This is a genomic window from Streptomyces sp. NPDC001393, assembly GCF_053597455.1.
In genome coordinates, this window is sequence record NZ_JBSFIH010000031.1 from 16,696 (window position 1) to 34,403 (window position 17,708).

Annotated in this window: 23 protein-coding genes; 16 read left to right on the forward strand and 7 right to left on the reverse strand. The window is 70.8% G+C overall.

Annotated elements, in window-relative coordinates:
- Nucleotides 1-2: 2 nt before the first annotated feature.
- Nucleotides 3-917, forward strand: a complete 915-nt coding sequence (locus ACWC2T_RS28460) for a LysR family transcriptional regulator (protein WP_450673199.1) — start codon at nucleotides 3-5, stop codon at nucleotides 915-917.
- On the opposite strand, the gene ACWC2T_RS28465 is transcribed toward ACWC2T_RS28460, so the two are convergent.
- Nucleotides 909-1,379, reverse strand: a complete 471-nt coding sequence (locus ACWC2T_RS28465; RefSeq protein WP_450673200.1) for a pyridoxamine 5'-phosphate oxidase family protein — start codon at nucleotides 1,377-1,379, stop codon at nucleotides 909-911. The two genes, ACWC2T_RS28460 and ACWC2T_RS28465, sit on opposite strands and share 9 nt — an antisense overlap.
- An 84-nt stretch (nucleotides 1,380-1,463) precedes the next feature.
- Between ACWC2T_RS28465 and ACWC2T_RS28470 the strand changes: the two genes are divergently transcribed.
- Complete coding sequence (locus ACWC2T_RS28470) at nucleotides 1,464-2,108, forward strand: cysteine hydrolase (RefSeq protein WP_450673201.1); 645 nt, start codon at nucleotides 1,464-1,466, stop codon at nucleotides 2,106-2,108.
- A gap of 25 nt (nucleotides 2,109-2,133) precedes the next feature.
- Here the strand turns inward: ACWC2T_RS28470 and ACWC2T_RS28475 are convergent, their stop codons facing one another.
- A complete protein-coding gene (locus tag ACWC2T_RS28475) occupies nucleotides 2,134-2,649 on the reverse strand; it encodes a Rieske (2Fe-2S) protein (RefSeq protein ID WP_450673202.1) in 516 nt (171 codons plus the stop codon).
- Between the two features lie 428 nt (nucleotides 2,650-3,077).
- Between ACWC2T_RS28475 and ACWC2T_RS28480 the strand changes: the two genes are divergently transcribed.
- The 7 genes from ACWC2T_RS28480 (at nucleotide 3,078) to ACWC2T_RS28510 (ending at nucleotide 9,155) form a co-directional block, all read left to right on the forward strand.
- Nucleotides 3,078-3,842 (forward strand): HipA family kinase, encoded by a 765-nt coding sequence (locus ACWC2T_RS28480; RefSeq protein ID WP_450673203.1) that lies wholly within the window; start codon nucleotides 3,078-3,080, stop codon nucleotides 3,840-3,842.
- Nucleotides 3,839-4,288, forward strand: a complete 450-nt coding sequence (locus tag ACWC2T_RS28485) for a DUF3037 domain-containing protein (protein WP_450673204.1) — start codon at nucleotides 3,839-3,841, stop codon at nucleotides 4,286-4,288. Before ACWC2T_RS28480 ends, ACWC2T_RS28485 begins: the two co-directional genes overlap by 4 nt.
- A gap of 168 nt (nucleotides 4,289-4,456) precedes the next feature.
- Complete coding sequence (fabG, locus tag ACWC2T_RS28490; RefSeq protein ID WP_450673205.1) at nucleotides 4,457-5,218, forward strand: 3-oxoacyl-ACP reductase FabG; 762 nt, start codon at nucleotides 4,457-4,459, stop codon at nucleotides 5,216-5,218.
- Between the two features lie 12 nt (nucleotides 5,219-5,230).
- A complete protein-coding gene (locus ACWC2T_RS28495) occupies nucleotides 5,231-6,001 on the forward strand; it encodes an SDR family oxidoreductase (protein ID WP_450673206.1) in 771 nt (256 codons plus the stop codon).
- Nucleotides 6,002-6,190: 189 nt separating this feature from the next.
- Entirely contained in the window at nucleotides 6,191-7,768 is a 1,578-nt protein-coding gene (locus tag ACWC2T_RS28500) for an ABC transporter substrate-binding protein (protein WP_450673207.1), read from the forward strand.
- A gap of 108 nt (nucleotides 7,769-7,876) precedes the next feature.
- Nucleotides 7,877-8,560, forward strand: a complete 684-nt coding sequence (locus ACWC2T_RS28505; protein WP_450673208.1) for a uracil-DNA glycosylase — start codon at nucleotides 7,877-7,879, stop codon at nucleotides 8,558-8,560.
- A 139-nt stretch (nucleotides 8,561-8,699) separates the two neighbouring features.
- Entirely contained in the window at nucleotides 8,700-9,155 is a 456-nt protein-coding gene (locus ACWC2T_RS28510) for a hypothetical protein (protein ID WP_450673209.1), read from the forward strand.
- Between the two features lie 85 nt (nucleotides 9,156-9,240).
- On the opposite strand, the gene ACWC2T_RS28515 is transcribed toward ACWC2T_RS28510, so the two are convergent.
- From ACWC2T_RS28515 to ACWC2T_RS28525, 3 genes are all read right to left on the reverse strand, one after another.
- Nucleotides 9,241-9,708, reverse strand: a complete 468-nt coding sequence (locus tag ACWC2T_RS28515; protein ID WP_450673210.1) for a hypothetical protein — start codon at nucleotides 9,706-9,708, stop codon at nucleotides 9,241-9,243.
- 115 nt (nucleotides 9,709-9,823) lie between these two features.
- Nucleotides 9,824-10,336 carry a DinB family protein gene (locus tag ACWC2T_RS28520; RefSeq protein ID WP_450673211.1) on the reverse strand — a complete coding sequence of 171 codons (513 nt, stop codon included), beginning with the start codon at nucleotides 10,334-10,336 and terminating at the stop codon, nucleotides 9,824-9,826.
- A 43-nt stretch (nucleotides 10,337-10,379) separates the two neighbouring features.
- A complete protein-coding gene (locus ACWC2T_RS28525) occupies nucleotides 10,380-10,970 on the reverse strand; it encodes a TetR/AcrR family transcriptional regulator (protein WP_450673212.1) in 591 nt (196 codons plus the stop codon).
- Nucleotides 10,971-11,052: 82 nt separating this feature from the next.
- On the opposite strand from ACWC2T_RS28525, the gene ACWC2T_RS28530 reads away from it, so the two are divergent.
- Both ACWC2T_RS28530 and ACWC2T_RS28535 read left to right on the forward strand, forming a co-directional pair.
- Complete coding sequence (locus ACWC2T_RS28530) at nucleotides 11,053-12,222, forward strand: FAD-dependent monooxygenase (RefSeq protein ID WP_450673213.1); 1,170 nt, start codon at nucleotides 11,053-11,055, stop codon at nucleotides 12,220-12,222.
- A gap of 11 nt (nucleotides 12,223-12,233) precedes the next feature.
- On the forward strand, nucleotides 12,234-13,145 hold the full coding sequence (locus ACWC2T_RS28535) for a Gfo/Idh/MocA family protein (protein WP_450673214.1): 912 nt from the start codon (nucleotides 12,234-12,236) through the stop codon (nucleotides 13,143-13,145).
- Here the strand turns inward: ACWC2T_RS28535 and lnt are convergent.
- Nucleotides 13,063-14,637, reverse strand: coding sequence for an apolipoprotein N-acyltransferase (gene lnt / locus ACWC2T_RS28540; protein ID WP_450673215.1), 1,575 nt, complete (start codon nucleotides 14,635-14,637; stop codon nucleotides 13,063-13,065). The two genes, ACWC2T_RS28535 and lnt, sit on opposite strands and share 83 nt — an antisense overlap.
- Before the next feature lie 164 nt (nucleotides 14,638-14,801).
- On the reverse strand, nucleotides 14,802-15,278 hold the full coding sequence (locus ACWC2T_RS28545; protein WP_450673216.1) for a nuclear transport factor 2 family protein: 477 nt from the start codon (nucleotides 15,276-15,278) through the stop codon (nucleotides 14,802-14,804).
- A gap of 110 nt (nucleotides 15,279-15,388) precedes the next feature.
- On the opposite strand from ACWC2T_RS28545, the gene ACWC2T_RS28550 reads away from it, so the two are divergent.
- From ACWC2T_RS28550 to ACWC2T_RS28570, 5 genes are all read left to right on the forward strand, one after another.
- On the forward strand, nucleotides 15,389-15,568 hold the full coding sequence (locus ACWC2T_RS28550; RefSeq protein ID WP_450673217.1) for a DUF4291 family protein: 180 nt from the start codon (nucleotides 15,389-15,391) through the stop codon (nucleotides 15,566-15,568).
- Nucleotides 15,569-15,577: 9 nt separating this feature from the next.
- Nucleotides 15,578-15,796: a hypothetical protein gene (locus ACWC2T_RS28555; protein ID WP_450673218.1), complete on the forward strand. Its 219-nt coding sequence runs from the start codon at nucleotides 15,578-15,580 to the stop codon at nucleotides 15,794-15,796.
- Nucleotides 15,797-15,823: 27 nt separating this feature from the next.
- Nucleotides 15,824-16,336, forward strand: coding sequence for a recombinase family protein (locus ACWC2T_RS28560; RefSeq protein WP_450673219.1), 513 nt, complete (start codon nucleotides 15,824-15,826; stop codon nucleotides 16,334-16,336).
- Between the two features lie 98 nt (nucleotides 16,337-16,434).
- Nucleotides 16,435-16,944, forward strand: a complete 510-nt coding sequence (locus ACWC2T_RS28565; protein WP_450673220.1) for a zinc ribbon domain-containing protein — start codon at nucleotides 16,435-16,437, stop codon at nucleotides 16,942-16,944.
- Between the two features lie 221 nt (nucleotides 16,945-17,165).
- Entirely contained in the window at nucleotides 17,166-17,642 is a 477-nt protein-coding gene (locus ACWC2T_RS28570) for a hypothetical protein (RefSeq protein ID WP_450673221.1), read from the forward strand.
- Nucleotides 17,643-17,708: the final 66 nt, after the last annotated feature.

The following is a 17,708-nucleotide window of genomic DNA, read 5'->3' on the forward strand; positions in this document are numbered from 1 at the left end:
ACATGTTGAACCTGGAGCGCCTGCGCACCCTGGACGCCCTCGCCCGGCACGGCTCGGTCAGCGGCGCCGCCGGCGCGCTGCACGTCACCACCTCCGCCGTGTCCCAGCAACTGGGCAAGCTGGAGCGCGAGATCGGCCAGCAGCTGCTGGCCAGGAACGGTCGCGGGGTGCGGCTCACGGACGCCGGCCGGCTGCTGGCGGAGCACGCGGCGCGCATCCTCTCGCAGGTCGAGCTCGCCGAGTCCGACCTGGAGGCACATCGCGGGCAGGTCGTCGGCGAGCTCAGGCTGTCCGCGTTCCCGACCGCCGCGCGCGGGCTCTTCCCGGTCGCGCTCGGCGCGCTGCGGGCCGAGCATCCCGGGCTGCGTGTGCGTTCCAGCGAGCTGGAGCCGGAGCGGGGCATCGCGGGTGTGGTCCGGGGTGATCTCGATCTCGCGGTGGTCCTGGACTGGTACAACAAGCCGATGCCCGTGCCCGACGGCCTGGTCAAGGCGCCCCTGCTGGACGACCCGGCCGATGTCGCCATGCCGGTCGGGCACCGGCTCGCCGGCCGGGACGAGGTGGACCTCACCGAGTTCGCCGAGGACGAGTGGATCACCTGGGGCGAGGGCGAGTTCTGTCACGAGTGGCTGATGTTCACGCTGCGGTCCAAGGGCGTCGAGCCGATCGTCGGCCACCGCGCGGGCGAGACCCACACCCAACTCGGCCTGGTCGCCGCGGGACTGGGCGTGTGCATCGCGCCCTTGCTGGGCCGGCACCCGGTCCCGGAGGGCGTGGTCCTCGTGCCGCTCAGGCAGCGGGTGCGCCGGCACGTGTACGTCGTCTGGCGGGCGGACGCCGACCGCCGCCCGTCGATCCGCGCGGCGGTGGAAGCCCTGCGGGTTGCCGCACAGAAGGTCGGCCGAGCCCTACAGTGACCCCAGCTTGGTGAAGTCCCAGGAGACGATCTTCTCCGGGGTCAGCCTGGCCCAGGCGTGGCGGCCGTCGTGCGGCATCTCGTCCAGACCGAAGTTCTTCCGCGCGAACAGCGTCTCGGGCGTGTCGAGTTCGGCGCACAGCTCCCCGGTGCGGGGCGCCTCGCCCACGAACTCCACCCGGCCGGACAGCTCCACGCCGCGCAACTGGTCGTACTCCTCGCCCGAGTCGACCACGACGGCCACCCGCGGATCGCGGCGCAGCTGGGCCCAACGCCTGCTGCGCACCACCGAGTACAGCCACAGCGAGGTGCCGTCCCAGGCGAACCACAGCGCGCTGACGTGCGGTGCGCCGTCCGCCGAGACGGTGGCGACCCGGCAGGTGCGCTGGGTGGTCAGGAACGCGTCCAGCTCGCCCGGCGTCATCATGATCTTCCGGCCCCGGCGCTGCTCCGTCACGGTCATACGGCCCCCTCTTCTCCCACGTCGTGTCGGCGAACTATCGTGTCCTGGCGATCCTCTGACAGTACGTCAGAAAAGGAAACGGGTATGCCGTCGTACGAACAGCTCAGCGAACTCCTCGATCCCGTGAGCACCGTTCTGCTCACCGTGGAGTGCCAGCAGGGGGTCGTCGGACCGGACAGCGCCCTGCCGGAACTCGCCCGCGAGGCCCGCTCCTCCGGCGCGCTGCGCAACGTGGCCCGGCTGGTCGCCGCCGCCCATGAGACCGGTGTCCAGGTCGTCCACGCGATCGCCGAGCGCCGCCCGGACGGCCGGGGCGCGAGCCGTAACGCGCGGCTGTTCCGGGCCGCCGAACGGCTTCCCGTGCAGCAGCTGAGCGGCAGCACGGCGGTGCGGGTTGCGCCGCCGATCGAGGTCGCCGAGGAGGACCTCGTCGTACGGCGGCTGCACGGCCTGTCCCCGATCCACGGCACCGACGTCGACGCCCTGTTGCGCAACCTCGGCTGCCATACGCTGATCGTCACCGGTGTCTCCGCCAATGTGGCGATACCCAACGCGGTGTTCGACGCGGTCAACCTGGGCTACACCGCCGTCGTCCCCGCCGACGCCATCGCGGGGGTGCCCGCCGACTACACAGCCGCGATGATCAGGCACACCCTCGCGCTGGTCGCCACGGTCGCGACCACCGACGAGGTGCTCGGCTGTTTCAAACGGCCGCGCGGGCGAGCGTGAGACGGCCGGGCGAGCGTGAGACGGCTCAGGCCAGCTTGATCTGGTCGCCGGAGACGGTGATCTTCGCCGCGGGCAGCGGCTGGGTCGCGGGACCCTGCTTCACGCTGCCGTCCTCGGCGGAGAAGTGGCTGTTGTGGCACGGGCACACGATCACGCCCTTCGCCACGCTGCCCACGGCACAGCCCTGGTGGGTGCACTTGGACGAGAAGGCCTTGTACTGGCCCGCCGCCGGCTGGGTGACGACGACACCCTGGTCCTTGAAGATCTTGCCGCCGCCCTCGGGGATGTCCGAGGTCTTGGCGAGCGCGGTGCCGCCGGCCGAACCGCCGCCGCTTTGCGACGCGCCCGTGGAGCCGGTGCTTCCCGTCGACCCGGTGGAGCCGGTCGAGCCGGAGGAACCGGACCCGGTGTTGGCCGTGTCCGACGAATTGTCGCCCGAACCGCAGGCGGTCAGCGCGGCGGCGAGCCCCGCCGCTCCGGCCGCCGCCACGACGGTACGGCGGGCCGGTCCGGCATGGGGCTGGGGCGATGCGCTGGTCATGTGGGTTCCCTTCCGCGGAGCTTCTCGTGATCCGTCCAGGGGTACGGCGCCCGGACGCCACCCGTTCAGACGGGCACCCAGATCCTTGCGGTGCGGGCATGAGACGGCCGTAAGCCGCAGCTGTCGGCTTGCTGTGAGCCCACTGTCGCGCCACCCGCCGAGTCTGTCGGCCCCGCCCCGCCGAGCCTGCCGGCCATGGCTCGCTGAGCCTGTCGGCGTTCCCACGCCTCCGAGCTTGTCGGCCGTGCCCCGCCGAGCCGGTCGGCCGGGCCCCGCTGGGCCTGTCGTCCCCACCTCGCCGAGCTTGTCGTCCCCACCCCGCCGAGCCTGCCAGCGTCCCCGCCCCGCCGAGTCTGTCGGTCACGCGCCACCAAGGCCGACGGCCCCACCCGCCGAGCCTGTCGGTCGTGCCCCAGTAACCTGGGGCGATGCTCAAGGAAGTCACCGCGACCCGGTACATCACGCCGCTGCGTGAGGGGGGCTCGCTGCCGGGGCTCGTCGAGGCCGACGACTTCGGGATCTATGTCCTGAAGTTCACCGGCGCCGGACAGGGCCGCAAGACGCTCGTCGCCGAGGTGGTGTGCGGCGAACTCGCCCGCCGCCTCGGATTCCGGATGCCCCGGCTGGTCACGGTCCGACTGGACACCGTCCTCGGCCTCGGCGAACCCGAACAGCAGGTGCAGGACCTGCTCAGGTCCAGCGGTGGCACCAACCTCGGCATGGACTTCCTCTCCGGCGCCCTCGGCTACGACCCGCTCGCCTTCCCGGTGAGCCCCGGGGAGGCCGGCCGGATCGTCTGGTTCGACGCGCTGATCAACAACGTGGACCGGTCCTGGCGCAATCCCAATCTCCTGGTGCACCGCGGCGAGCTGTGGCTCATCGACCACGGCGCGACGATGATCTGGCACCACAACTGGCCCTCCGCCGAATCCTCCGCGGCCCGCCCCTACGACGCCTCCGCCCACGCCCTCGCCCGCTTCGCCCCGGACGTCCGGGCCGCCGCCGACGCCCTCGCCCCCCTCGTCACCGAGGACCTGCTCGCCGAGGTCACCGCCGAGATCCCGGACGCCTGGCTCACCGGCGAGCCCGGCTTCGACACCCCGGACGACCTGCGCCGGGCCTACGCACGGCCGCTGCTCGCGCGGGCGGCAGTGGTCCACGAACGCATCACCGGCATCGAGGGGACCAAGTGAGCGAGACCCACATCCACATGGCCGGCCATGTCACCGAGCGGCACATCACCCGGGCGGGCCAGGGCGGCGACCGGGACGTGTTCGAGTACGCGCTGCTCCGGGTCGTACCGCGCGTGGAGCGCGGGGAGTGCATCAACGCGGGCGTCGTCGTCTACAGCCGCGCGCGGGCCTATGTCGGCGCCCGTACCCACCTGGACGAGGCCCGGCTGCGCGCCCTGGACCCGGAGGCGGACGTGGCCGGGATCCGGGCGGCGCTCGGCGCGATCGAGCGGCACTGCGCGGGCGGCGAGGAGGCCGGCCAGGCGGCCGGGGACGACGCCGGGCGCCGCTTCCGCTGGCTGATCGCGCCCCGCTCCACCGTCGTCCAGCCCGGCCCCGTGCACACCGGCCTGACCACCGACCCGGCGGCCGAGACGGAACGGTTGCTGGACCTCCTGGTGAGGTAATGGATCACAACGGCCCGGTGTGTCATTGACACCCGGTGCCAGGGCTTCTAGCGTCACCTGTGCTGAAGGTACTAAGCGGTCGCTCACCGCACTACAGAGCCCTCGGAAGAGCCGCCACAGGCTCTCTTCAAGGGCGCCAGGTTCTCTCAAGGGCGAGGAGAAGCAGCAATGTCCACCACTGAACAGCGGGTCGCGGTAGTCACCGGCGCGGCGCGCGGCATCGGCGCCGCCACCGCCGTACGGCTGGCCGCCGAGGGCCGCGCGGTCGCCGTGATCGACCTCGACGAGGCCGCCTGCAAGGACACCGTCGAGAAGATCACCGCCGCCGGCGGCAAGGCGATCGCGGTCGGCGCCGACGTGTCCGACGAGGCGCAGGTCGAGGCGGCCGTCGCCCGGATCGTCGACGAACTCGGCGCCCCGACGATCCTGGTCAACAACGCGGGCGTACTGCGTGACAACCTGCTGTTCAAGATGAGCGTCTCGGACTGGGACACCGTCATGAACGTCCATCTGCGCGGCTCGTTCCTGATGACCAAGGCCGTCCAGAAGCACATGGTCGACGCCGGCTGGGGCCGTGTCGTCAACCTGTCCTCCTCCTCGGCGCTCGGCAACCGCGGCCAGGTCAACTACTCCGCCGCCAAGGCCGGCCTGCAGGGCTTCACCAAAACCCTCGCCATCGAGCTGGGCAAGTTCGGCATCACCGCCAACGCGGTCGCCCCGGGCTTCATCGCCACCGAGATGACCAAGGCCACCGCCGACCGCGTCGGCATGGGCTTCGACGACTTCAAGAAGGCCGCCGCCACCCAGATCCCCGTGCAGCGCGTAGGCGAGCCCGAGGACATCGCCAACGCCATCGCCTTCTTCACCGGCGAGGCGGCCGGCTTCGTCTCCGGCCAGGTGCTGTACGTCGCCGGCGGACCGCTCAACTGAGGGAACAGGTACATGACTTCCGCTGAACTCCCCGAGCTCTCGGGCAAGGTCGCCCTCGTCACGGGCGCCAGCCGCGGCATCGGCTACGGCGTCGCCGAGGCGCTGGTCGCCCGCGGTGACCGTGTGTGCATCACCGGCCGCAACGAGGACGCGCTGAAGGAGGCCGTCGACCGGCTCGGCTCGGACCGCGTCATCGGCGTCGCCGGCAAGGCGCACGACCTCGCCCACCAGGCCGAGGCCGTCGAGCGCACCATGGAGGCCTTCGGCCGCCTGGACTTCCTGGTCAACAACGCGGGCACCAACCCGGTCTTCGGCCCGATCGCCGACCTCGACCTGGACGTGGCCCGCAAGGTCTTCGAGACCAACGTGATCTCCGCGCTCGGCTTCGCCCAGAAGACCTGGCACGCCTGGCAGAAGGACAACGGCGGCGCGATCGTCAACATCGCCTCGATCGCGGGCCTCGCGCCCTCGCCGTTCATCGGTGCCTACGGCGTCAGCAAGGCCGCGATGATCAACCTGACCCAGCAGCTGGCGCACGAGTTCGCGCCGAAGGTACGGGTCAACGCGATCGCCCCGGCCGTGGTCAAGACCAAGTTCGCGCAGGCCCTCTACGAGAACCGCGAGGAGGAGGCGGCCGCCGCCTACCCCCTCGGCCGGCTCGGCGTGCCCTCCGACATCGGCGGGGCCGCCGCGTTCCTCACGTCCACCCAGTCCGACTGGATCACCGGTCAGACGCTCGTCGTGGACGGCGGCATCTTCCTGAACGCCGGCGTGGGAGCCTGAGAGCAACCTTACGGGCGTCGATTTTCGGACGGATCGGCGCCCGTGAGGCCCCATGGAATCCGCACAGCGGACTGACAACGTCGTCATCGCGAAATCGATCAAGAAGGCCTGTTTCCGGGGAGGTTCAGGGCGCCGGACGCTGCGGTATGGTCTGCCGACCCTTGGTATGGCAGATCGAGGAGCGTGCGCGTGTTCAACCGGAACCGATTCCTGCGGAGAGTCGCGGCGATCGCGTCCATATCCCTGGTGGCTGGCTGCGGCCTGCTGTCCGGCAACAGCGGCGACAGCAAGGGCCCGATCATCGTGGGTACCACCAGCGCCCCCAGCACGCTGGATCCTGCCGGTGCCTATGACGGCTCCTGGGAGCTGTACCGGAACATCTTCCAGACGCTCCTCGCCTACCCCAACGGTGCCACCACCCCCCAGCCCGACGCCGCCCAGAGCTGCTCCTTCGCCGACTCCTCCAGCCGCACCTATCGCTGCACCCTGCGTGCGGGCCTGAAGTTCGCCGACGGCAACCCGCTGAACGCCCAGGCCGTCAAGCACTCCATCGACCGCATCCGCACGATCAACGCCCCCGGCGGACCCGCGCCGCTGCTCGGCAGCCTGGACCGGGTGCAGGCGCTCGGCGACCGCGAGCTCGTGTTCCACCTCAACCAGTCCGACGCCACCTTCCCGTTCGTGCTGGCCACCCCCGCCATGTCGATCGTCGACCCGGACGACTACCCGGCGCGCTCCCTGCGCAAGGACAACAGCGTCTACGGCTCCGGGCCGTACAGGCTCCAGTCCTACGACGAGGGCAAGCAGGCCGTCCTCGTCGCCAACGGCAACTACCAGGGCTTCGCCAAGCGGCAGAACGACGCGGTGACCATCCGCTACTTCCAGGACTCGGCCGAGATGGTCAAGGCGCTGCGGGACAGGCAGATCGACGTCACCTACCGTGGCCTCGCCGCCGACGACATCCTCGCCCTCCAGCAGCACGCCGACAGCAACCTGCAGCTGGTCGACGGCTCCGGCATCGACATCAGCTACCTGGTGTTCAACCCCAAGGACCCTTGGGCCAAGGAGCCGGCCGTCCGCAAGGCCGTCGCCCAGATCGTCGACCGGGGCGCCATCGCGCACAAGGTCTACAAGGACACGGTCGACCCGCTGTACTCGATGGTCCCCAAGGGCCTGACCGGGCACAGCACCGGCTTCTTCGACGACTACGGCGACCCGAGCGTCCCCAAGGCCCGCAAGATCCTCTCCGACGCGGGCATCCACCAGCCCGTCCCGCTCACCCTGTGGTACACCACCGACCGCTACGGCTCCGAGACCGCGTTGATGTTCCAGGAACTGAAGCGGCAGCTGGAGGCCTCCGGCCTGTTCATGATCACGCTCAAGAGCCGCCCCTGGAAGACCTATGTGGTCGGCTACCAGAACGGCGAGTACCCGGTGTTCGGCCGCGGTTGGTTCCCGGACTTCCCCGACGCGGACAACTTCATCGCCCCGTTCGTCGGCGAGCACAACGCGCTGGGTACGCCCTACCCGTCCAAGGAGATCACCGACAGTCTGCTGCCGCACTCGCGCGCGGAGAGCGACCGCGCCCAGACGGTCAAGGACATGGAGCAGGCTCAGCAGATCATGGTGAACGACGCCCGGCTGATCCCGCTGTGGCAGGGCCGTCAGTTCATCGTGGCCAGCGAGGACATCTCCGGCGGCGAGCAGGCCCTCGACCCGTCGACGATCATGATGATGTGGGCGCTGCACCGCAAGACCAGCTGGTGATCCTCGGTGAACCGGCCTTCGGATGCCGGTTGTCAGTGGTCGCCTGTAGGTTCTGAGGCCTGGAAGTGACCACACGCCGTAGTTGATCCACATCGTGAGGACGTTGACGTGACCGACATCGCCATGCTGCCCGAGTCCTGGCGCGGGGTTCTGGGCGACGAGCTGCAGCAGCCCTACTTCAAGGAGCTGACCGAGTTCGTCGAGGAGGAGCGGGCGAAGGGCCCCGTCTACCCGCCGCGCGAGGAGGTCTTCGCCGCGCTGGAGGCGACGCCGTACGAGCAGGTCAAGGTCCTCGTCCTGGGCCAGGACCCGTACCACGGCGAGGGCCAGGGCCACGGCCTGTGCTTCTCGGTCCGGCCGGGCGTGAAGACCCCGCCCTCCCTGCGGAACATCTACAAGGAGATGAAGGAGGAGCTGGGCCTGCCGGTCCCGGACAACGGCTATCTGATGCCCTGGGCCCGGCAGGGCGTGCTGCTGCTGAACGCGGTGCTGACGGTGCGGGCCGGCGAGGCGAACTCGCACAAGGGCAAGGGCTGGGAGAAGTTCACCGACGCGGTGATCCGCGCGGTGGCTTCCCGCCCCGACCCGGCGGTCTTCGTCCTGTGGGGCAACTACGCGCAGAAGAAGCTGCCGCTGATCGACGAGAAGCGGCACGTCGTGGTCAAGGGCGCCCACCCCTCGCCGCTGTCCGCGAAGAAGTTCTTCGGCTCCCGCCCGTTCACCCAGATCAACGAGGCGATTGCCGCGCAGGGACACGAGCCGATCGACTGGCGGATCCCGGATCTGGGGTGAGGGCTGAAGGGAGCGACCAGCCACGACGAGCCCGCAGCCGGCCACCGGCCCAAGCCACAACGGCGCCGCCTGCCGAGGAATCCAGACGGCGCCGTTTAACGTCAGCACCACACATCGGTCGAATGCCCGGAGGGCCCCCGTGGCGGAGCAACAGGAGCAGGCGGCACCGGATGCCCTGCTGACGCGGATCGGGCAGGTCGTGATGCTGCACCACGGCGGTGACCGCGAGGAGGCCCGCAGCCGCTTCCTGCACCTGTGGGCGGAGATCGGTGAGGACGGCGACCCGCTGCACCGCTGCACCCTGGCCCACTATCTGGCCGACACCCAGGAGGACCCGGAGGCCGAACTCGCCTGGGACCTGCGGGCGTTGTCGGCGGCGGAGGAGCGGGGCGCTCCGCTGAGCGTGCGGGGGCTGTTCCCCTCGCTCCATCTCAATCTTGCCGCCGACTACGTGAAGCTGGGCCGGGACGAGGCCGCCCGCAGCCATCTGTGCCGGGCCCGTGAGTTCGCTGCCGCTCTGGCCGACGACGGGTACGGCGATGGGGTGTGGGCCGCGATCGGGCGGATGGAGCTGCGGCTGGGGGAGGGCGCCTGAGGGGGGGCGGGCCGGCCGTCGTGCGGGTGCGGCTTCGATGCGGCCGGTCGCGCCCACCCTTTCGGCACTTCCACGACGGTGCTGGTCAGTGGCCGTATGTCTGTTCGCAGATCTTCGCCTCCGGGCTGTCCTCGCGCCAGCCGCCGTACTCCTTGCCCAAGGTGCATACGTTCGGGGCCTTGGGTACCGCGTTCGGCAGGCCGCGGACCGGGGTCTGCGACCGTCGGGGGCGCGGGGGAGCCGGTGGGGCGGTCGGCGGACGGTGTACGGCCGCGGGTGCCCCGGCCGGCTGTCGCGAGGCCGCCGGAGGCCGGTGATCCGGAGGCCGGTGCTCCGGATGCCGGGACGGCCCCGTCATCTCCAGTGCCTCCTGCGCCGGTGCCTGCACCGACCGGGGTTTCGTGCTGCCGTCCGGCCGGGGTGCCGTCGGGAGCGAGGGGCCCGTGTCCCTCGCCGCCGCGGGTGTCGCGGGGCGCGGTACCGTCACACAGCCGGAGAGGGCCGAGACGGCCACGGTGACCAGGAGCGCTGCGGTGGTCGTCGTTCGATGCACCCGGTCAACTCTGCTGGTTCGGCGGCCGGGTTGGCGGCAGGCAGCCGAGGTTGATGCCCCCGCACGGGTGATCTCGTGCCCCGTACGGAGGGTTCCGGTGCACCGGGGCTGACGTTCAGTCGCCGGTGGTGCCGTCGATGCGCTCGCGGATCAGGTCGGCGTGGCCGTTGTGCCGGGCGTACTCCTCGATCATGTGGGTGTAGAGCCAGCGCAGGGTGAACGGCTCGTCGCTGAACCGGCTCTTTCCCCTGGACAGGTCGTCGAGCTCGAAGCCGGCCGCGTTCCGCCGGGCTACCTCGATCTCCGCCTGCCAGGTCGTGTACGCCTCCTGCCAGGTGTCGGCCTCCGTGAGATGGAACTCGCCGTCCCGGTCCTCCTCCGTGTAGTAGATCGGGCCGGGGTCGTCGCCCACCAGCACCTTGCGGAACCAGCCGCGCTCGCACTCGGCCAGGTGCCGCACCAGCCCCATGAGGGACAGCTCGGAGGGCGGCACGGACGCGGTCCGCAACTGCTCGTCGGTCAGTCCCTCGCACTTCCGGGCCAGCGTCCGGCGGTGGTAGTCCAGCCAGCCCTCCAGCATGGCGCGTTCACCGGCGGTCGGGGAGGGCTCTCGGCGTTCGGTCGTCATGCCCGTATCCTCGCCGAACAACATGCTCCCCACCTGGGATTTTTCACCGGCCCAGCATCCCCGTGAGCAGTTCCCGCAGGCCCTTGCGGATCTCCTCCAGACTCGGCTCCTCGGCACCGGAGGAGCCCGCCGCGCAGGAGAACATCAGCCCGTCCGCCCAGGCGACCAGGGACAGCACATGCCGGGCGGGGTCGGGCGAGCCCACGGCGGTGAGCAGCGCGGCCAGTTGCTCCTTGAAGACGGCACCGGCGCGGTCGTAGAAGGCGCGCAGCTCGGGGCGGCGGGTGGCCTCCAGGGCGAGTTCGTAGCGGGCGATCAGCAGGTCGCGGCCCCGGGTCAGGGAGCGGTGCACGGCCAGGGCCAGCCCGTCGGCCAGCGCGTCCGCTCCGCCGCTCGGATCCGGCAGCTCCGCCAGGTCCAGCACCCGGGCCTCGCGCTCGGCGTGCCGTCGTACCGCCAGTTCCAGCAGGGCCTGCCGGGTGCGGGCCACGTTCGACGTCGAGCCCGGCGGCAGCCCCGCCGCCTCGTCCACCGCCCGGTGCGTCAGCCCGCGCATCCCGCGCTCGGCGAGCAGGGCGAGGGCGGCGTCGGCGACGAGATCGGCACGGGAAGCGCTGGGGGTGCGTACGGACATGAGGTGACCCTATCCGCCTCACTATGGCTGTAGTAGAGTCGCGCGTACTACAGGTGTAGTCAATCCGGGATCGGGAGGAACCATGGCCGAGTCGCACCGGGCGATCGTCATCGGCGGCGGCATCGGAGGACTGGCCGCGGCGGCTGCCCTGCACCGCAGGGGCTGGAACGTCACCGTGCTGGAGCGGGCCCGCTCCCTGGAACCGGTCGGCGCGGCCATCTCGCTCGCCCCCAACGCCCTGCGCGCCCTGGACGTGCTCGGCATCGGCGAGGAGATCCGCGACCTCGCCGCCTGGCAGGGTGACGGCGGCCTGCGCACCCCGCGCGGGCGCTGGCTGTCCCGCTCCAGCGCCGAGGCGGCCGCCGCCCGGTTCGGCGGCCCCCTGGTCCTGCTGCCCCGCGCCACCCTGGTCGACCGCCTCGCCGCCCTGCTCCCGCCCGGTGCCGTCCGCACCGGGGCTGCCGCCACCCTCACCGACCCCGGCGACAGCCGGCGGCCCGCCCGGGTCGGCACCGGCGACGAGGAGCGGGCGGCCGAGCTGGTGGTCGGCGCCGACGGCATCAACTCCCGGGTGCGCACCGCCCTGTTCCCGGACCATCCCGGCCCGGAGTACGCGGGGTTCACCACGTGGCGGATGCTGATCCCGGTGCCCGGCGTCGAGTTCGCCCCGCACGAGACCTGGGGCCGGGGCCGCATCTGGGGCACCCACCCGCTCCAGGACGGCCGCGTCTACGCCTACGCGGCGGCCATGACCCCGTCCGGCGGCCGGGCGCCCGACGACGAGAAGGCCGAACTCCTGCGCCTGTTCGGCGCCTGGCACGAACCCATCCCCGCCGTGCTCGCCGCCGCCCGCCCCGAGGACGTGCTCCGTCACGACGTCCACCACATCGTCACGCCCCTGCCGGCCTACCACTTCGGCCGGGTCGCCCTGCTCGGCGACGCCGCCCACGCCATGCCGCCGACCCTCGGCCAGGGCGGCAACCAGGCCATCGAGGACGCGGTCGTCCTCGCCCACCACAGCCGCGATCTCGGCGCCTACACCGCCGCCCGGCTGCCGCGCACCACCGCGATCGCCCGCCAGGCCGTCAGGGCCGCCCGCCTGAACATGGCCACCAACCCGGGCGCCGTCGCCGTACGCGACACCGTGATCGCGGCCCTCTCGACGGCCGCACCCGCGCTCCTCCTGCGCGGCTTCGACGGCATCGCCGACTGGCGGCCGCCGTATGCTGCCGGAGGGACACTCGAGCGCTAGGGGACAGGCACGTGAAGGTCGGCTGCATCGGACTCGGGGACATCGCGCAGAAGGCGTACCTGCCGGTGCTGGCCATGCAACCGGGGGTCGACCTCCACCTGCAGACCAGGACCCCCGCCACGCTCGACCGGGTCGGCGACAGCCTGCACCTGCCGGCCGGCCGGCGCCACACCACGCTCGACTCCCTGCTCGACGCCGGCCTCGACGCGGCCTTCGTGCACGCGCCGACCACCGTCCACCCCGAGATCGTCAGCCGGCTGCTCCAGGCGGGCGTACCGACGTACGTGGACAAGCCGCTCGCCTACGAACTCGCCGAGTCCGAGCGGCTGGTGAGCCTCGCCGAGGAGCGCGGGGCCACTCTGTTCGTCGGCTTCAACCGCCGGTACGCGCCCGGGTACGCACAGTGCCTGGAACACCCGCGCGAGCTGATCCTCATGCAGAAGAACCGGATCGGGCTGCCCGAGGAACCGCGCTCGATGATCCTGGACGACTTCATCCACGTCGTCGACACCCTCCGGTTCCTGGCGCCCGGCCCGGTGGACGACGTCACCGTCCGCGCACGCGTCGAGAACGGCCTGCTGCACCACGTCGTGCTCCAGCTCGGCGGGGACGGCTTCACCGCGCTCGGCGTGATGAACCGGCTCAGCGGCTCCGCCGAGGAGATCCTCGAGGTCTCCGGGCAGGACACCAAGCGCCAGGTGCTCAACCTCGCCGAGGTGATCGACCACAAGGGCCAGCCCACGGTGCGCCGCCGCGGCGACTGGGTGCCGGTGGCCCGGCAGCGCGGCGTCGAGCAGGCGGTCCTCGCCTTCCTCGACGCCGTGCGGGCCGGGAAGGTGCTCAGTGCCCGGGACGCGCTGGCGACTCATGAACTGTGCGAGCGGGTGGTACGAGCGGTTGGGGACCGCCCCGCCGCAGCCTGAGCGCCCGCACGCTCTCGACGGCGCACAGCGTCGCCAGCACCAGCAGCGCCCCGTGCACCGGCCAGTCGCCGTAACGGACGTACGGCGTGATGCCGTGCGCCAGCGGTACCTCGTACACACGGGCGGTGCTCGCGTCGGTGCCCAGCCACGGACCGAGCCGCTCGCCGCCCGGACCGTACACGGCCGAGACACCGGTGAGGGTCGCGTGCACCATCGGGCGGCCCGTTTCGGCGGCCCGCAGCGCTGCCAGCGAGGCGTGCTGCTCCGGCGCCCAGCTGCCCTGGAAGGTGGACGTGGCGGACTGTCCGAGCAGTACCTCGGCGCCGTCCTCCGCCAGATGCCGGCTCATGTCCGGAAACGCGGTCTCGAAGCAGATCAGCGGGCCGATCCGCAGCCCGTGCCCGACGTTCATCACGACCTGCTCGGTGCCGCGCCCGCGGTCCTCGCCGGCCGCCTTGCCGACCGAGGTGGCCCAGCCGAGGAGCGAACGGGCCGGTATGTACTCGCCGAAGGGCACGAGCCGCATCTTGTCGTACCGGTCGCCGGTCGGGCCGTCCGGACCGATCAGCACCGAACTCTTGTAGATCCCGGGCCGGTCGGAGCGGCGGGCGTCCACGTTCACCAGGACGTCCGCACCGGTCTCGCGGGACAGGGCGGCGATCCGCCGGGCCAGGTCGGGCCGGTCGCCCAGGTCGTAGCCGACGCTGGACTCGCCCCACACGACCAGGTCGAGGTCCTGCCCGGCGAGCCGCCGGGTCAGCTGCTCCTCGCGGTCGAACCGTTTCCCGACGCTGTCGTGCCCGTCCACGATCCCGGGCTGCACGACGGCGATCCGCACCCGCCCGTCGACCTCCGGGCGCGGCGCCCAGGCCCACACGGCCGAGGTCGCGGCGGCCGTGGCGACCAGCGAGGCCACGGCCGGGACACGGGCCTCGCGCACAGAGGTCAGCACGGCCGCCGCCACGTTGACGGCCACGACCAGAAAGCTCAGCAGCCACACACCGCCGACCGAGGCCAGCCGCAGCGCCGGCGCCACCTGCCACTGGCTGGCGCCCAGCATGCCCCACGGCCCACCCAGCCCCTGCCAGGACCGGACCAGCTCCACCATCAGCCAGCCGGACGGCAGCACCAGCAGCGCGGCGGTACACCGCCCCGGCGTCGGCCGCCCGCCCAGGAAGCGGCGCACCAGCCAGCCCCAGGGCGCCCACAGCACACCCAGCAGGACCGCTATCAGGAAGATGAACACGTGCAGGCTCGGCAGCAGCCAGTGGTGCACGGCCACCAGGAAGCCGAAGCCGCCGCTCCAGCCGTCGTACGCCGCGCGGCGCCCGCTCGGGGCCGAGCGGGCCAGCAGGATCCACGGGACCAGGGCGACATACGCGAACCACCACAGCGACGGCGCGGGGAACGCGAGCACAGGGAGGGCGCCGGCCAGGGCGGCGATGCCGGAACGCCGCCAAGGAGAGGTGAGCCAGTGCTCGATCGACCTCATGTGGGCCCTCCCTACCCTGCGCTGATTCCAGTGTGCGCGTCCGGAGCGATCTAGGACAGGGGGCGTGGGGCGGTGCGGGGAAGAGCTCGGGTGCTGGCGGTCGTGCGCCGTCCGCGGGCGGTCCGCCGTCGCTTGATCGCACGGTGCCCCGCGCCTCCTGCCGCTTACGGGGTTGCGGCCCCCCTTCCCGGAAGGCGCCGCCACTTCTCCTCGACCGTCACTTCGCGCAGCCGCCAGCCCTCCGGCGTGCGCAGCAGCGTGAAGCCGTAGCGGCCGCCGCACACCAGGTCCGGCGCCGTGGGGCCGCCGTTCGTCGCGAACCGCATCGGATTGAGGTAATCGGCCCGCACCGAGGCGGTGTCGCCGGTGTCGTGCTCCAGGAGGCCGAACCGGACCTGGCGGTTGACGATCAGGTGCTGGCGCATGGCGAACAGCGCCAGGCTCTCGGCGAGCCACCCGGCGACCTGTCCGGCGTCCCCCTCGATGCCGCCGGCCGAACGGTAGTCGGCCCGCCCGTCCGCCGTGAACAGCATCCGGTACGCGGTCCAGTCACCGTCGTCCACCGCCACCGCGTACGCGGTGACCAACTCGTCCACGGCCAGCCGGTCCATCACGGTCGCGAGCTCAGCGCGCTGCGTCATCGGCACAGTGTTGGGCATGGCGGGCGCGGAGCCAAGAGGCGCGCCGGGGACAATCGGTGTGCGCGGATATTCGGTGGTGCGGGGCGGGCCGGAACCCCGAACCTGTTGCCATGACCGATCGATCCACCGCCCCGGAACCGAAGCTCCGCATCCGGGCCCGGTACACGGACTCCACGGTCACCGTCTACCAGGCCTGCAGCCCCGAGACAGCCCTCCCGGCGACCCGCACCGGACGCTTTCCTGCCTCCTGGAAGCGGGGCCGGATGTCATGGATCAAGCCGCGCTCATGACCTCTTTCCATGGCCGAAGACGACAGGAACCAGCAGACGGACGCCCGGTTACGGCGAGCCCTCCGGGCCAGGCAGGCAGCCGGCACGCAGAGGGCGAAGAAGCACCGGTCCGACTGGACGGGAGAGTCAGCGGCGATCTACTGCCGTATCTCCCACGTGAACGACGACGACCAGACCGGCGTGGAGCGCCAGGAGCGCATCTGCCGCGATGTGGCCGAGTGTCTCTGACTCATCGTCGCCGAAGATCAAGTCTTCGTGGACAACAACCGCTCGGCATGGCAGCGAAAGCGCAAGCGGCCGGGGTGGGACGCGCTTCTCAGCGAGGCCAGCAAGGGCCGTGTCCGACACGTCCTCACCTACCACCCGGACCGGCTGATGCGACAGCCGCGCGATCTCGAAGAGCTGTTGCAGATCGCCGACGATCACGACATCACGCTGCACGGCCAGGCGAGCCGACGCGATCTCGCGGACCCCGATGACCGCTTCTTCCCACGCATCGAGGTGGCCCACGCGTGCCGGTCGAGCGACGACACATCGCGCCGACTGGTCGACTCCATGATCGACCGTGTCCAGGACGGGAGGCCGCACACGGGCAAGCTGCGTTACGGGTACGACAAGACCGGCACGGTGGTCATCCCTGAAGAGGCCGAGATCGTACGGGAGATCTTCACCCGCTATCTGGACGGAGTGAGCCCGGTCCAACGGGCCAAGGAGCCATACGAACGGGGTGAGAAGACCGCTGAGGGGCGCAACTGGAGTGCCCCGTGAGTGCGAGACGTTCTCGACAACCGCCACATCGCCGGAATCCGTGTCTTCCGGGGCGAGGAGTCGGGGACGGTGAGTGGCCCGCGATCATTGACAGGGGGATGTGGCTCGAAGTCCGGGAGCGCCGCGCCTACCGGGCTGCGAAGCTGGCGAACGGAAAGAAGCCGAGCAGGTTCTACCTGCTGCGTAGCGTCGTCACCTGCACGGGGTGCGGCAGGATCATGAGCGGATCTGGAGGAAGCGGCGCCAAGTACGTGTGCCACCAGCGCACTCACCGGCTCGATATTCCTCGCTGCAACCGAGTCATCTCCGCTCCGATCTTGGAAGAGTTCGTGAGCGAGGCCGCTGTCAACCTCCTTGAGCGGCTTGACCTGTCGGAGGTACCGACGCCCTCTGAACTGTCGGAGGTGGACCGGGCCGCCATCGAGGCTGACCGTCGCGAGCTCGAAGAGCTCAAGGACATGTGGCAGAAGCAGGAGTTGAAGACGCGGGAGCACGCGAGGGGTACGCCCTGTCTGTCCGGTGCTGCTCCAGGCATCTGGCGTACGGCACGGCCGTTCGTGGCCGTAGCGTTGGCGGTTTTGTCCAGGAGCATCAACAATAGGAGTTGATGGCCGGATGCCGTGCTGATCGATGCCTTGCGCGACGGGAGATCGGTGATGGGTTGGGGCTGCGGGTACCCGCCGCCATTCTTAGATCCTTTACGTCTCCGGCAAATCTGTTCCCTGGACCGGTGTGAGTGGAGCGTTGCCATGGGCGGCTCGTCACCGCCGGATTCGGATCCGTGTTCAGGCGCGAGTGATGCGTCTTGATGACGGCCGGGAGGACGATTATGGCACTCACCCAATCGGACCTGTTCAAGATCGGTGATGCTGACTTGGTGGAGCTATTTCGCTCCAGCCCGCCGGGTAACATCCCGACGGGTCCGCTGGCTGGGGCAGGCTTCCTCCGGTGGGGGGATAACTCGCTGGCCCGGTCGTTCGCCCGGCTGGTGCCCTTGGTCCTGTGGCGGGGGAAGCTGTTCGTCCCCGACGGCTACCTGGTCAATCGGATATCCGCGTTCGACGTCCTCGCCGTCCTGGCCCAGGTCTATCGCGGGCCGAGCCTGGTGGACAAGCAGGACTGCATCGTCATCGACTACTCCAAACTCTCACTGGTTGGCCGGTGGGTTCGCGATGAGATGCGCGAAGTGAGTCCTGGACTGTATCTGGGTGTTGTTTGGCTGCTGGGAACCAGGGTTGCCTGGTTCTCACTGAAGGTGCCCGAAATCGCCGAAGCGACCTGGGGGCAGGAATCCGAAACCGCGTGATTCGACGGACGGCCGGCAGTGCTGCACGCAGGTGTCAATGCGAGTCACTTTCGGACGGTTGGAGCG

Bases quoted from the DNA above. Each gene is read 5' to 3' on its own strand.
- ACWC2T_RS28460 (WP_450673199.1), top strand. From the start codon at position 3: ATGTTGAACCTGGAGCGCCTGCGCACCCTGGACGCCCTCGCCCGGCAC.
- ACWC2T_RS28465 (WP_450673200.1), bottom strand. From the start codon at position 1,379: ATGACCGTGACGGAGCAGCGCCGGGGCCGGAAGATCATGATGACGCCG.
- ACWC2T_RS28470 (WP_450673201.1), top strand. From the start codon at position 1,464: ATGCCGTCGTACGAACAGCTCAGCGAACTCCTCGATCCCGTGAGCACC.
- ACWC2T_RS28475 (WP_450673202.1), bottom strand. From the start codon at position 2,649: ATGACCAGCGCATCGCCCCAGCCCCATGCCGGACCGGCCCGCCGTACC.
- ACWC2T_RS28480 (WP_450673203.1), top strand. From the start codon at position 3,078: ATGCTCAAGGAAGTCACCGCGACCCGGTACATCACGCCGCTGCGTGAG.
- fabG (WP_450673205.1), top strand. From the start codon at position 4,457: ATGTCCACCACTGAACAGCGGGTCGCGGTAGTCACCGGCGCGGCGCGC.
- ACWC2T_RS28495 (WP_450673206.1), top strand. From the start codon at position 5,231: ATGACTTCCGCTGAACTCCCCGAGCTCTCGGGCAAGGTCGCCCTCGTC.
- ACWC2T_RS28520 (WP_450673211.1), bottom strand. From the start codon at position 10,336: ATGACGACCGAACGCCGAGAGCCCTCCCCGACCGCCGGTGAACGCGCC.
- ACWC2T_RS28525 (WP_450673212.1), bottom strand. From the start codon at position 10,970: ATGTCCGTACGCACCCCCAGCGCTTCCCGTGCCGATCTCGTCGCCGAC.
- ACWC2T_RS28530 (WP_450673213.1), top strand. From the start codon at position 11,053: ATGGCCGAGTCGCACCGGGCGATCGTCATCGGCGGCGGCATCGGAGGA.
- lnt (WP_450673215.1), bottom strand. From the start codon at position 14,637: ATGAGGTCGATCGAGCACTGGCTCACCTCTCCTTGGCGGCGTTCCGGC.
- ACWC2T_RS28545 (WP_450673216.1), bottom strand. From the start codon at position 15,278: ATGACGCAGCGCGCTGAGCTCGCGACCGTGATGGACCGGCTGGCCGTG.
- ACWC2T_RS28550 (WP_450673217.1), top strand. From the start codon at position 15,389: ATGACCGATCGATCCACCGCCCCGGAACCGAAGCTCCGCATCCGGGCC.
- ACWC2T_RS28555 (WP_450673218.1), top strand. From the start codon at position 15,578: ATGGCCGAAGACGACAGGAACCAGCAGACGGACGCCCGGTTACGGCGA.
- ACWC2T_RS28565 (WP_450673220.1), top strand. From the start codon at position 16,435: ATGTGGCTCGAAGTCCGGGAGCGCCGCGCCTACCGGGCTGCGAAGCTG.
- ACWC2T_RS28570 (WP_450673221.1), top strand. From the start codon at position 17,166: ATGGCACTCACCCAATCGGACCTGTTCAAGATCGGTGATGCTGACTTG.